Source organism: Rhodococcus koreensis (assembly GCF_900105905.1).
Classification (GTDB): domain Bacteria; phylum Actinomycetota; class Actinomycetes; order Mycobacteriales; family Mycobacteriaceae; genus Rhodococcus_F; species Rhodococcus_F koreensis.
The window spans coordinates 7,659,335-7,671,759 of record NZ_FNSV01000005.1; the positions used below are offsets into that span (position 1 = coordinate 7,659,335).

The 12,425-nt window shown below is 68.3% G+C and carries 12 protein-coding genes; 5 read left to right on the forward strand and 7 right to left on the reverse strand.

Annotated elements, in window-relative coordinates; translation table 11 throughout:
• Window positions 1-98 precede the first annotated feature (98 nt).
• Genes BLV94_RS39360 through BLV94_RS39370 form a run of 3 tightly spaced genes read left to right on the forward strand, consistent with a single transcriptional unit; the run spans window position 99 to window position 2,962 of the window.
• Window positions 99-1,211 (forward strand): Re/Si-specific NAD(P)(+) transhydrogenase subunit alpha, encoded by a 1,113-nt coding sequence (locus BLV94_RS39360; RefSeq protein ID WP_072945950.1) that lies wholly within the window; start codon window positions 99-101, stop codon window positions 1,209-1,211.
• A complete protein-coding gene (locus tag BLV94_RS39365; RefSeq protein ID WP_072945952.1) occupies window positions 1,212-1,538 on the forward strand; it encodes an NAD(P) transhydrogenase subunit alpha part 2 in 327 nt (108 codons plus the stop codon). It abuts the gene before it with no gap.
• Entirely contained in the window at window positions 1,538-2,962 is a 1,425-nt protein-coding gene (locus tag BLV94_RS39370) for an NAD(P)(+) transhydrogenase (Re/Si-specific) subunit beta (RefSeq protein ID WP_072945954.1), read from the forward strand. The genes BLV94_RS39365 and BLV94_RS39370 overlap by 1 nt, the downstream gene beginning before the upstream one ends.
• Window positions 2,963-3,030: 68 nt before the next feature.
• On the opposite strand, the gene BLV94_RS39375 is transcribed toward BLV94_RS39370, so the two are convergent.
• Window positions 3,031-3,663 (reverse strand): hypothetical protein, encoded by a 633-nt coding sequence (locus tag BLV94_RS39375; protein ID WP_083395961.1) that lies wholly within the window; start codon window positions 3,661-3,663, stop codon window positions 3,031-3,033.
• Between the two features lie 183 nt (window positions 3,664-3,846).
• Between BLV94_RS39375 and BLV94_RS39380 the strand changes: the two genes are divergently transcribed.
• Window positions 3,847-5,622 carry a multicopper oxidase family protein gene (locus tag BLV94_RS39380; RefSeq protein ID WP_072945958.1) on the forward strand — a complete coding sequence of 592 codons (1,776 nt, stop codon included), beginning with the start codon at window positions 3,847-3,849 and terminating at the stop codon, window positions 5,620-5,622.
• 3 nt (window positions 5,623-5,625) lie between these two features.
• Here BLV94_RS39380 and BLV94_RS39385 read toward each other — a convergent pair whose 3' ends face one another.
• The 5 genes from BLV94_RS39385 to BLV94_RS39405 form a co-directional block, all read right to left on the reverse strand.
• A complete protein-coding gene (locus BLV94_RS39385) occupies window positions 5,626-6,816 on the reverse strand; it encodes an MFS transporter (RefSeq protein WP_083395814.1) in 1,191 nt (396 codons plus the stop codon).
• A gap of 19 nt (window positions 6,817-6,835) precedes the next feature.
• Window positions 6,836-8,080, reverse strand: a complete 1,245-nt coding sequence (locus tag BLV94_RS39390; RefSeq protein ID WP_072945963.1) for a dihydrolipoamide acetyltransferase family protein — start codon at window positions 8,078-8,080, stop codon at window positions 6,836-6,838.
• 30 nt (window positions 8,081-8,110) lie between these two features.
• Complete coding sequence (locus tag BLV94_RS39395) at window positions 8,111-9,094, reverse strand: alpha-ketoacid dehydrogenase subunit beta (protein ID WP_072945965.1); 984 nt, start codon at window positions 9,092-9,094, stop codon at window positions 8,111-8,113.
• Window positions 9,091-10,188 (reverse strand): pyruvate dehydrogenase (acetyl-transferring) E1 component subunit alpha, encoded by a 1,098-nt coding sequence (gene pdhA / locus BLV94_RS39400; RefSeq protein WP_072945967.1) that lies wholly within the window; start codon window positions 10,186-10,188, stop codon window positions 9,091-9,093. The genes BLV94_RS39395 and pdhA overlap by 4 nt, the downstream gene beginning before the upstream one ends.
• Window positions 10,189-10,429: 241 nt before the next feature.
• Window positions 10,430-10,798: a DoxX family protein gene (locus tag BLV94_RS39405; RefSeq protein WP_072945969.1), complete on the reverse strand. Its 369-nt coding sequence runs from the start codon at window positions 10,796-10,798 to the stop codon at window positions 10,430-10,432.
• A gap of 115 nt (window positions 10,799-10,913) precedes the next feature.
• On the opposite strand from BLV94_RS39405, the gene BLV94_RS39410 reads away from it, so the two are divergent.
• On the forward strand, window positions 10,914-11,942 hold the full coding sequence (locus BLV94_RS39410; RefSeq protein ID WP_072945972.1) for a phosphotransferase family protein: 1,029 nt from the start codon (window positions 10,914-10,916) through the stop codon (window positions 11,940-11,942).
• 22 nt (window positions 11,943-11,964) lie between these two features.
• Here BLV94_RS39410 and BLV94_RS39415 read toward each other — a convergent pair whose 3' ends face one another.
• Window positions 11,965-12,402, reverse strand: coding sequence for an acyl-CoA thioesterase (locus tag BLV94_RS39415; RefSeq protein ID WP_072946165.1), 438 nt, complete (start codon window positions 12,400-12,402; stop codon window positions 11,965-11,967).
• Window positions 12,403-12,425 lie beyond the last annotated feature (23 nt).

A 12,425-nucleotide genomic window follows, 5' to 3' on the forward strand; every position in this document is an offset into this window, starting at 1 on the left:
GCTAACTCAGTCGAATCGGGGGAATTTTTTTCCCGCTCGTCATCGGTTGATCGCCGCTCGTCGCGGCACACACACCATCTACCGCAGGAAGTCGATACATGGATACATCGCAGAGCGCGTCCACCGCGCGCCCGACGATCGGTGTCGTTCGGGAGTCGAACGACGGTGAGCGTCGGGTGGCGTTGGTGCCGAAGATCGTGGCGTCGTTGATCGCCAAGGGCGTCGACGTGGTGGTCGAGTCGGGTGCCGGGTTGGGCGCGCTGATCCCGGACGAGTTGTACACCGGGGCGGGGGCGAAGATCGCCGACCCGTGGTCGGCGGACGTGATCGTGAAGGTCGCGCCGCCGTCGGACGAGGAGGTGGGCCGGTTGCATGCCGGGCAGACCCTGATCGGGTTCCTCGCCCCCCGCAACCAGGACAACCAGGTCGCCGCGCTGAAGGCGGCCGGGGTGGCGGCGTTCGCCGTCGAGGCGATCCCGCGGATCTCCCGCGCCCAGGTGATGGACGCGCTGTCGTCGCAGGCGAACGTCTCCGGCTACAAGTCGGTGCTGCTGGCGGCGTCGGAGTCGACCCGGTTCTTCCCGATGCTCACCACCGCCGCGGGCACCGTCAAGCCGGCCACGGTGCTGGTGCTCGGAGTCGGTGTCGCCGGCCTGCAGGCGCTGGCGACGGCGAAGCGGCTCGGCGGCCGGGCCACCGGCTACGACGTGCGCCCGGAGGTCGCCGACCAGGTCCGCTCGGTCGGTGCGCAGTGGCTCGATCTCGGGATCGACGCCGCCGGTGAGGGCGGCTACGCCCGCGAGCTCACCGAGGCGGAGCGGGCGCAGCAGCAGCAGGCGCTCGAGGACGCGATCAAGGGCTTCGACGTGGTCATCACCACCGCCCTGGTCCCGGGCCGCCCGGCACCGCGCCTGGTGACCGCCGCCGCGGTGGAGGGCATGAAACCCGGCTCCGTGGTGGTCGACCTGGCCGGCGAGACCGGCGGCAACTGTGAGCTCACCGAACCGGGTCAGACCGTCGTCAAGGCTGGGGTGACGATCTGCTCGCCGCTGAACCTGCCCGCCAGCATGCCCGAGCACGCCTCCGAGCTGTACTCGAAGAACATCTCCGCGCTGCTCGAGCTGATGCTCGTCGACGGGGCGCTGGCCCCGGATTTCTCGGACGAGGTCCTGGCCGCGTCCTGCGTCACCCGTGAGGAGGGTGTGTCCTAGATGTATACCGAATTGTTGGCGAACATCGCGATCCTGGTGTTGTCCGGGTTCGTGGGGTTCGCGGTGATCTCCAAGGTCCCGAACACGTTGCACACCCCGCTGATGTCGGGCACGAACGCCATCCACGGCATCGTCGTCCTCGGCGCCCTGGTGGTGCTCGGCAAGGTCGAGGACCCGCCGTGGGGGCTGCAGGTGATCCTGTTCGTCGCGCTGGTGTTCGGAACGATCAACGTGGTCGGTGGTTTCGTGGTCACCGACCGGATGCTGGCGATGTTCAAGTCCAAGCCCACCGCGCCCGTTGCTGCTGAGAAGGGTGGGGACAAGTAATGGAGTACCTGGTCAACGTGTTGTACATCGTGGCGTTCGCGATGTTCATCTACGGTCTGATGGGTCTGACCGGCCCGAAGACCGCGGTCCGCGGTAACCAGATCGCCGCGGTCGGTATGGGTGTCGCCGTGGTCGCCACCCTGATCGCGATCCGGGACACCTCCAACTGGGTGCTGATCGTGTCCGGTCTGGTGATCGGTGTGGTGTTGGGTGTGCCGCCGGCGCTCAAGACGAAGATGACCGCGATGCCGCAGCTGGTCGCGTTGTTCAACGGTGTCGGTGGCGGCACCGTCGCGCTGATCGCCTATGCGGAGTTCCTGGACTCGGACGGGTTCACCGCCTTCGCGCACGGTGAGTCGCCGACGGTGCACATCGTCATCGCGTCACTGTTCGCGGCGATCATCGGGTCGATCTCCTTCTGGGGTTCGGTGATCGCGTTCCTCAAGCTGCAGGAAACGCTGCCGGGCCGGCCGATCGGCATCGGCAAGCTGCAGCAGCCGCTCAATGCGGTGCTGCTGATCGGGGCCGTCGCGTTGGCGGTGGCCATCGGGGTCAAGGCCATCGACCCGACCGGTCCGACGTCGCAGTGGTGGATCGTCGGTGTCCTGGTGCTGGCGGCGGTGTTGGGGTTGATGGTGGTGCTGCCGATCGGCGGCGCCGACATGCCCGTCGTCATCTCCCTGCTCAACGCGCTCACCGGTCTGTCCGCCGCGGCCGCCGGTCTCGCGCTGAACAATCAGGCGATGATCGTGGCCGGCATGATCGTCGGGGCGTCGGGTTCGATCCTGACGAACCTGATGGCGAAGGCGATGAACCGGTCCATCCCGGCGATCGTGGCCGGTGGGTTCGGTGGCGGCGGCGTCGCGGCGGCGGTCGGGGACGGGACCGCGAAGACGGCGAAGTCCACCTCGGCGGCGGATGCGGCGATCCAGATGGCGTACGCCAACCAGGTCATCGTCGTCCCCGGCTACGGGTTGGCGGTGGCGCAGGCCCAGCACGCGGTCAAGGACATGGCCAAGATGCTCGAGTCGAAGGGCGTGGAGGTCAAGTACGCGATCCACCCGGTCGCGGGCCGGATGCCCGGGCACATGAACGTGCTGCTCGCCGAGGCCGACGTCGAGTACGACGCGATGAAGGAAATGGACGACATCAACGACGAGTTCTCGCGGACCGATGTCACCCTGGTGATCGGCGCGAACGATGTCACCAACCCGGCCGCCCGCAATGATCCGTCCAGCCCGATCCACGGGATGCCCATCCTGAACGTGGATCAGTCGAAGTCGGTGATCGTGCTGAAGCGGTCGATGAACTCCGGCTTCGCCGGCATCGACAACCCGCTGTTCTTCGCCGACACCACCTCGATGCTCTTCGGGGATGCGAAGAAGTCGGTCTCCGAGGTCACCGAGGAACTCAAAGCCCTCTAGGCCCTCCGGGCCCGTGCGCCTTTTTGGTAGCTCCCGCTACCAGAAAGGCGCACGGGCGGCGAAGCCGCCTACAGCCGGAGACTGCCGCGGTGCCGCGAGAAGGCGATGGCCGCGGTGTCGGGCCGGCGCTCTTCGCGCTCGGCCGCGACGGGGGAGTACAGCATCAGGGTGGACGCCAGCGCCCACCAGATCGCGAAGATGATCAGACTGGCCGCGAGGCCGAAGATGCCGGTGGACTCGACGAGCGCAGCGGCCCCCGCGACACCGAGGACGACGGCGAAACCCAGGCCCGCGATGACGGGCCGGAACCGGGGCGCCGACACCAGCAGCGCCGAACCGTACAGGGCGGTGACGGCGACGACGTGCCCGCTCGGCAGCAGCACGGACGGCGCATCCGATTCCCAGGCCCGCACGGCGGCGCTGGTGAGATTCGCGCCGATACAGAGCAGCAGTACCGCGCCCATGCCGTACGAGAGTTTTCGCATCGCCGCGACGATGGCGAGAACGACGGCCGCTGCGAGGACCGTCGTGACGTCGATCGCCTGGATCACGGGTTCGGCGACGGGTCGGAGTGCCTCCGGGAGGACGAGACCCGACGATTCGGGGCGGATGAGGTACAGCGCGCACAGTGCCACCACACCCGCCGCGGCGAAGGCGAGGCGACGAACACTGCGACGAAGCCTGCTAGTCGATTCGGTCACGACACACAGTGTGCCAACCGACGCTGAGTGATCCATGAGCGGCCGCTGTGAGGTCGGTGAATGGTCGTCGTCGTGCGACGAGCGCGCGTCCGGATCTCGGGTGGGTGCCGCACCCGTCGGAGTAACGTCGTCGTCGACCGATCTCGAATCGTCTTTCCGCGTGACACGCACGAAGTGACCGATATGAGTGGACGGATCTCGCGCCGATCGTTCCTGCGGGCGGTGGCGCTGGGCGGTGGGCTGGGCGCGGTGTCGGCCGGTTCGGCGAGCGCGTTCCCTTTCGACATCGATCCGCTGCGACCGTTGATGTTCTCGTCGCCGCCGATCCAGCCGTATCGTGATCGGCTGCCGATCCTGCCGACGACGTCCGGGACGAGCGTCGACGTGCAGGCGAGCAGCACGCTGCATCAGTTCCACGCCGACCTGGCGCCCTCGCCGGCGTTGGCATACAGCGGCGCGGACTATCTCGGCGCGACGATCGAGGCGCACGTCGATCAGCCGACGATGATGGCGTTCCGGAACGCCGTCACCGTCCACCCGTTCGCGGTCGACTTCGACACGTCGCTGCACGGGCTGAGCGAACGGGACCGCACCCAGGTGCCCACAGCGACGCATCTGCACGGCGGGGTGAACCCGCCCCAGTTCGACGGGCACCCGGAGCAGGTGTTCCGGCCGGGCGAGGAGTACCTGCACCATCTTCCGAACCGGCAGGACGCGGCCGGACTCTGGTACCACGACCACGCCATGGGGGTGACGAGGCTCAACATCTACGCGGGCCTGGTCGGGCTGTACCTGCTGCGGGACGACTTCGACACCGGACGCGCCGACAATCCGCTGGGTCTGCCTGCGGGGGAGTTCGAGGTGCCGCTCGTGCTGCAGGAGAAGATGTTCACCGCCGACGGCAGGCAGCGGATCCGTTCGACGCCCACCGTGCCGCAGGGGAGTTGGGAAGGGGGCGCGGTCGGCGACGTCGGGGTCGTGAACGGCAAGGTGTGGCCGGAACTCGACGTGGCCCGCGGCCTGTACCGATTGCGACTGGTCAACGCGGGTTCGCTGAGCGTGTGGAATCTGTATTTCGGCAACCGCATGCCGTTCTGGGTCATCGGCGGCGACAACGGGTTGCTCGACGCCCCGGTCGCGGTGACGCGGGTGCGGTTGAGCCCGGCCGAGCGGGTCGACCTGCTCGTCGATTTCGGCGCGCTGGAACCGGGGTCGACGGTGGAACTCTGCAACGACGAGCCACCGCCGTTCCAGGCCGCGCTGATCGGCGAGCGCACGATGCCGAGGTTCTGCCGGTTCCGGGTGGGCACGGCCCGCGGATACTCCGGCGCGCCGCCTGCGACGTTGCGCGGGGGACCCGGGCAGCCGGAGTTGCTGCCGCCGATCCCGCGACCTCAGGTCTTCCGGGACGTCACCCTCAGCCAGCCGAGCGACGTGCGCCTGCCGCCGTCGATCATGTCCCTGAACAACCTCCGGTATTCGACCGAGGACATCGAGTTGCCGCGCCAGGGGACGGTGGAGCAGTGGAACATCGTCAACGCGACCAACGATCCGCATCCCGTGCATCTTCATCTCGCGAACTTCCGGGTGCTGGGGCGTCAAGTCATCGAGACGCTGCGTCTCGCGTTCGCCGCCCCGCAGCCGCCGCTCGGAATCCGGTGGACGCCATCCGCCGACGCGTTCACCATCTCGCCGCTCCTTCCCGCGGAACCGTGGGAGCGGGGATTCAAGGACACGGTGCTGGCGAACGCCAATTCTGTCACCAGGATCGTCGTTCGGTTCCCGACCGCGGAGTCGCTGGGCTTCGATCCTGATGCCGTGTTCGGGCACGGGGCACACGACGCCCACGGGCACGGCCCCGGTGGAGTTCCGCGATCACTGCAGGGTTACGTGTGGCACTGTCACATCCTCGATCACGAGGATCACGAGATGATGCTCAGGTACCGCACTGTCGCCTGAGGTTCAGGTGCGCCGGACCGCCCCCGCGAACGTGGCGGCCACCAGCACACAAACCAGTGGCACCACCATCGCGACGGTCAGGGGAACCACCTGGGTGATCCAGCCGATGGTGGCCGGTCCGGCGAGAAATCCGACATACCCCAGCCCGACCACGCGGGACATGTTGGTGCCGGCGGAACCCGCGCCGAGGTTGCCCGCGGCGGTGAAGATCTGCGGGACGCAGCCCGACAGTCCCAGGCCGAACAGCGCCCAGCCGAGGATCGTGAGCGGGAGCAGCGCCGAGACGAGGACGAGCAGCATGCCGAGCGCGGCGATCAGGGTGCCGTAGCGGACGACGGCGACGGGGCCGAGCGCGGCGCTCACGCGGTCTGCCGTGAACCGGCCCACCGTCATCATCACCGAGAAGGCGCCGAACGCGAGGGCGGCGACGGAATCCGACGTTCCGAGGTGTTCCTTGACCTGCAGGGTGCTCCAGTCGTTCGCGACACCCTCCGACAGCATGAGGACGAAGGCGATGCCGCCGAGCGCGAGCACCCGCGCGGACAGTCGGCCGTGGGCCTTCTCGGCGGGTGCCGGGTTGTGCCGCGAGCGGGGACGGTCCACCATCAGCCGGCGGGAGCCCACGGCGACGGTGACGACCCCGATGCCGCCGGCGACCAGCAGCGCCGTCAGGGGCGCCCATCCGGCGGCGAGCGTCGCCGCGCCGAGCAGGGACCCCGCCACCCCGCCGACGGAGAACAGGGCATGGAACGCCGACATGATCGGCCGTCGATACCGCTGCTCGACTTCGACGGCCTGGGAGTTCATCGACACGTCCAGTGCGCCGTTGGCGAAGCCGAACACGAGCAGGGTGAGACCGAGTTGCCAGGCAGTGGACGCCAGCCCCGGACCCACGGTGGCGACCGCCAGCGCGAGTCCGGCGACGATCACCATCCGCCTGCTGCCGAACCGGTCGGCCAGGGGGCCGCTGACCTGCATGCCGCCGATCGCGCCGACCGCCAGCAGGAGCAGCAGCGAACCCAGCGTGGAGTGGCTGATGCCGGTCCGGTTTTCGATCGCCGGGATGTGCACGACCCACATGCCCAGCAGGAACCCGTTGATCCCGAAGATCCCGAACGTTCCCGCCCTGGCCCGGCGGAGTGGCTCCGCCGCCGGCACACGCTTGTCGACCGGGGATGCTCGGGAAGTGCTCACCGACCAAACGTACCGAGGATCAGAGGTGCGCGAGCAGTGAGGCGGGATCGTGCAGCATGGCCGCGACGGAGGACAGGAACCTCGACCCCTCCTCGCCGTCGACCACCCGGTGATCGAACGACACGCTCAACGTGGTGACCCACCGGACCGCGAGTTCGTCCTCGTGTACCCACGGTCGCTTGCCGACGCTGCCGAGGCACAGGATGGCCGCCTCGCCGGGGTTGAGGATGGGTGTGCCCGCGTCGACACCGAACACCCCGACGTTGGTGATCGACACCGTGCCGCCGGTCAACTGCGCGGGATCGGCCTTGCCGCTGCGTGCGGTCGCGGTCAGTTCGGTGATCGCGCGGCACAATTCGACCAGGCTCAGCGACTGCGCCTCCTTGATGTTGGGGACCACCAGACCGCGGGGTGTGGCCGCGGCGATACCGAGATTGACGTAGTGCTTGGTGACGATCTCCTGGTTCTCCTCGTCCCACGAGGCGTTGAGGCTCGGGTTCGCCCGCAACGCGACGATCATCGCCTTCGCGACCAGGCTCAGCGGTGTCACCGACAGTCCCTCGAATTCGGGGAGGGCCCGCAGACGCTCGAGCAGTTCCACCGAGCGCGTCACGTCGACGGTCACGAATTCGGTGACGTGCGGGGCCGTGAACGCGCTGCGGACCATCGCCGCCGCCGTCTGCTTGCGGACACCGCGGATCGGGGTGCGGGTCTCGCGCTGCAGCGAGTCGGACGGCTCCGAAGGCTCCGGCTGCACGGATTGCGCGGCGTGGGATTCCACGTCGTTCCTGGTGACGGCGCCGGACGGTCCCGTTCCCGTGACGACCGCGAGGTCGATCCCGCGTTCACGGGCCGCGAGCCGGGCGCCCGGCGACGCGTCGGGGCGCCTGTGGTCCGGGCGGGCAGACTCCGGGCGGGCAGTCTCCGGGCCGACGGATCGCCGCCGGGCACGCTTGCTCTCGGCGGCGGCTTCGGGCCCGTACCCCACCAGGACGGGTGTGCGCACGGGAGCCTCCTCGATGGCCGCATCCGTCGCGATCCGGATGATCGGTGTCCCCACCGGCACCGTCGCGCCCGGGGCGACCAGCAGTTCCTCCACGACACCCGGGTACGGCGAGGGCAACTCGACGAGCGCCTTCGCCGTCTCGACTTCGCCGATCACCTGATTGAGTTCGATCGTCTGGCCCACCTCGACGGCCCAGGAGACCAGTTCGGCCTCCGTCAGTCCCTCACCGAGATCGGGTAGGCGGAATTCCTGTGCCAACGGACAACTCCTCTCCTCCGGTGAGTGCGATCAGGCCGCGAGACTGCGATCGACGGCGTCGAGCAGGCGGTCGGCGTCCGGCAGATGATGCCGTTCCAGCTTCGACGGGGGATACGGGACGTCGAATCCGCCGACCCGCAGGACCGGAGCGTCCAGTTGGTAGAAGCACCGCTCGGAGATGCGGGCCGCGATCTCCGCACCCAGCCCGAGGAATGTCGACGCCTCGTGCGCGATGACGAGTCTCCCGGTCTTGCGAACCGATTCCTCGACGGTGTCGAAGTCGATCGGGGAGAGGGAGCGCAGGTCGATCACCTCGAGGGAGTGCCCCTCGTCGGCGGCGATCGACGCGGCCGACAGGGCCGTCGGCACGACGGAGCCGTACGCGACGATGGTGGCATCCGTGCCCGCCCGGACCACCCGGGCCCGATGCAGCGGCAGGTCCGATTCGGCGTCCACGTCGAACTCGGCCTTGTCCCAGTACCGCCGCTTCGGTTCGAAGAACACCACCGGATCGTCCGCCGCGACGGACTGCTGAATCATGTGGAACGCGTCCGCCGGGTTGCTGGGGGTGACCACGCGGAGTCCGGCGGTGTGGACGAAGTACGCCTCCGGCGACTCCGAATGGTGCTCGACTGCGCCGATGCCGCCGCCGTACGGGATCCGGATCGTCAGGGGCGCGGTGACCCGGCCCTGCGTGCGGTAGTGAATCTTGGCGACCTGCGACACGATCTGGTCGAACGCAGGGTAGACGAATCCGTCGAACTGGATCTCGCAGACCGGCCGGTAGCCGCGCAGCGCCATCCCGAACGCGGCACCGACGATCCCCGATTCGGCGAGCGGGGTGTCGATGACCCGGTTGTCGCCGAAGTCCTTCTGCAGAGTGTCGGTGACGCGGAAGACCCCGCCGAGGCGTCCGACGTCCTCGCCCATGATCACGACCTTCCGGTCGTGTTCGAGAGCGCGCCGCAGACCGGCGTTGAGTGCGGCGCCGAGCGACAGCGTGGTGGTGGTCATGACAGTGCCTCCTCGATGCCGGCGAAGCCTGCGAGGTACGCGGCGTACTGCTCGCGTTCCTCGTCGATGAGCGGGTGGTCGGTGGAATAGACGTGGTCGAACAGATCGAGCGGCGCGGGGTCGGGCGCCTCGACGGTCCCCGAGCGCAGTCGCGCGGCAACGGCGTCGGCGGTGGCCTGCACCCGGGCGAGGAAGTCGTCGCCCAGCAGTCCCTCCCGGTCGAGGAGTCGCCTCATCCGGTCGATGGGGTCGCGGGCCTTCCAGATCTCCGTCTCGGCCGCCGCCCGGTACCGGGTGGGGTCGTCCGACGTGGTGTGGGGGCCCATTCGGTACGTGATGGCCTCGATGAACGTCGGTCCACTGCCTTCGCGGGCGCGTTGGGTGGCCTGACGGGTGACCGCCAGGACCGCGAGAACGTCGTTGCCGTCCACCCGGAGGGCGGGCATGCCGTAACCGGCGGCGCGCTGCGCGATGGGGACGGGACTCTGCAGGTGGACCGGTTCGCTGATCGCGAACTGGTTGTTCTGGCAGAAGAATACGACCGGTGCGTTGAAACTCATCGAGAAGCCGAGGGCCTCCGCGAGGTCGCCCTGACTGGTGGCGCCGTCGCCGAAGTAGGCGATCGTCGCGATCTCCGCACCGTCGAGGTGGGCGCCCATGGCGTACCCGGTGGCGTGCAGCCCCTGCGAGCCGACGACGATCGCCGGATTCGTCACGTTCACGGAACTCGGATCCCAGGCGGAATGCGCGCATCCCCGCCACATGCGGGTCATCACACCCGGGTCCACGCCCCGGCAGTAGGCGACGGCATGTTCGCGGTAGCTGATGAACGCGTAGTCGTCGGGACGGAGGGCGCGGGCGGAGCCGACCTGGGCGGCTTCCTGACCGAGCAGCGGGGCCCAGAGTCCCAGTTCACCCTGGCGTTGCAGAGCGACCGCCTCGACATCCATCCGACGCGCGACGACGAGGTCCTCGTACAGGTCGCGCAGTTGGTCGGGTCCGATGTCGCGGACGAGGCTCGTGTAGTCGGGTCTGAAGACCCGTCGGCCGTCCGGCTGGATGAGCTGGACCGGATAGGCAATCTTGTCGACCATCGGGGTCACCTCGTGTTGTCGAGTCCGTGAACCTTGTGGGTTCGTCGGAGACGGGTACTGCGGTAGGACGGGTGTGTCCTACTTCACAGCATCCACGGGAACGCGAAGTGCGCAAGTGGCACCGGCGACGTCGAGCAGAATGCCCAGTTTCGGGGGTGCGATGGGTGTCATGCTGCGTCTAATGACCAATGCAAACGCCACCGACGCATGGTTGTCGCTGCAATTGTCCGAAACGTCCGGATCACCCCGCGAACACGAACCCGATCGAGGCGAGGACGGCGAGCACTGTGAGGTAGACCGCGGGCATCGCGACGGCCCGGGTATCGGGATTGCCGTAATCGCCGTGTCTGGCGTGAAACGCGATAGCGCACAAGAGGAGAATCAGCAGCGCCACCGTCGCGATCACGCCCAGCGGAGTCCAGTAGAGGCCGACGAGGACGCCGATACCGCCGGCGAGTTCCGCCACGCCGATCAGCCGCACCTGCTGCCCGCTCAGGCCCCGGGCCTGCAACCCCGTCCACGCGGTTCCCTTCAGTCTCAGCTTGGGAATGCTCACGGCGACGGCACTCACGGCGAGGAGCACGCCACACACGATGAGGAAAACTTCCACGTCCGTCCCTCCAGTTCCGGCCGATTCGGCCTCACTGTTGCCACCCTAGGGCCGCGACCTGCGGTGCGGACCGGTTCCCTCCGCATCGGGCTTCCGAGCGGTTAGCATCGAGCGCGTGAATGCTGTGGGGCTGAACGAAGATGCCGTTTCTGCGTGGATTGCCGGACTCGGTGTGGGAGCGATCGCGCCGCTGAGCTTCGAGAGGATCGGGAACGGTCAGTCGAATCTCACGTACGCGGTCAGCGACGCGGGTGGCGGACGGTGGGTGCTGCGGCGACCACCGCTCGGACATCTGCTCGCGTCGGCGCACGACGTGGTCCGCGAACACCGGATTCTGTCCTCTCTGCAGGGATCCGACGTTCCGGTGCCGAAGATCCTCGGGCTCACCGAAGATCCGGAGGTCACGGACGCGCCGCTCGTGCTGATGAGTTACGTCGCGGGGGTGGTGATCGACAGTGTCGGCGTGGCGAAGAAGCTGACACCCGAGCAGCGGGGTGCCGTCGGGCTGGCGATGCCGAAGGCGCTCGCGAAGATCCACGCGGTCGATCTCCGGGACGCAGGGCTGGAGGACCTGGCCAGCCACAAACCTTACGCGGCAAGGCAGTTGAAGCGCTGGACGGATCAGTGGGAGAAGTCCCGCACCCGCGAGGTCCCGGCCATCGAGGATCTGGCCGGGATCCTCGAGCGCAACATGCCGGAGCAGGCCGAACTGTCGTTGGTGCACGGTGATTTTCACCTGAGCAACGTCATCACCTCGCCGGAGGAGGGCGAGGTGGTCGCGGTGGTCGACTGGGAACTGTGCACGCTGGGAGACCCGCTCGCCGACGTGGGCGCGCTGCTGGCCTACTGGCCCGAGGCAGGCGACGAGGACGCGGGACCGTTCCCCGCCTCCACCCTCGAGGGATTCCCCACCCGGGCCGAACTCGTGGAGGCCTATGTCCACCACACCAAACGCGATGTCACTCATGTCGGGTACTGGCACGTGCTGGCGTTGTGGAAGCTGGCGATCATCGCCGAAGGCGTGCTGCGCCGCGTGATCGACGACCCCCGGAACAAGGCCGAGACCGGTGCGCCCACGGTCGCGCTGATCGACGGGATCATCGCCCGGGCGGTGGCCACCGCCGAGGCCGAGGGCCTGCACTGAACCACCCGGTGGTGCCGGACCCTCAGGGCGTGTCCGGCACCACCAGAACGGTTACGGCGCTGCGAATTTCGTCAGGGATCGGAACCGGCTTGCGGGTCTTCGCGTCCACGTAGACATGAACGAAGCGGCCGAGAGCCGCGAGGTCGAGTGCGTCGCCGTTCTCGCGGAAGATGGCGAGCGCATACACGATGCTCCGGGTGCCCAGCTTCTCGACGGACAATCCCACCTGCAGGCGGTCCGGGAACGTCAGCTCGCTGACGTACCTGCAGGACGTCTCGGCGACCACGCCGATGGCGGGCAGATCCCGGATGTCGGTGCCCGTCGACGCGATCAGCCAGCCGTTGACGGCCGTGTCGAAGTACGAGTAGTACGTGACGTTGTTGACGTGCCCGTAGTGGTCGTTGTCCGCCCAGCGGGTCGGCACCGGCCACAGCGCGGGGAAGTGTGCGGCGGTCGGCATCACGGGGGCGTCGTCGTGTTTCA

Excerpts from the sequence above, each read along its gene's own strand:
- BLV94_RS39360 (WP_072945950.1), top strand. The coding sequence starts at position 99 with ATGGATACATCGCAGAGCGCGTCCACCGCGCGCCCGACGATCGGTGTC.
- BLV94_RS39365 (WP_072945952.1), top strand. The coding sequence starts at position 1,212 with ATGTATACCGAATTGTTGGCGAACATCGCGATCCTGGTGTTGTCCGGG.
- BLV94_RS39370 (WP_072945954.1), top strand. The coding sequence starts at position 1,538 with ATGGAGTACCTGGTCAACGTGTTGTACATCGTGGCGTTCGCGATGTTC.
- BLV94_RS39380 (WP_072945958.1), top strand. The coding sequence starts at position 3,847 with ATGAGTGGACGGATCTCGCGCCGATCGTTCCTGCGGGCGGTGGCGCTG.
- BLV94_RS39395 (WP_072945965.1), bottom strand. The coding sequence starts at position 9,094 with ATGACCACCACCACGCTGTCGCTCGGCGCCGCACTCAACGCCGGTCTG.
- pdhA (WP_072945967.1), bottom strand. The coding sequence starts at position 10,188 with ATGGTCGACAAGATTGCCTATCCGGTCCAGCTCATCCAGCCGGACGGC.
- BLV94_RS39415 (WP_072946165.1), bottom strand. The coding sequence starts at position 12,402 with ATGCCGACCGCCGCACACTTCCCCGCGCTGTGGCCGGTGCCGACCCGC.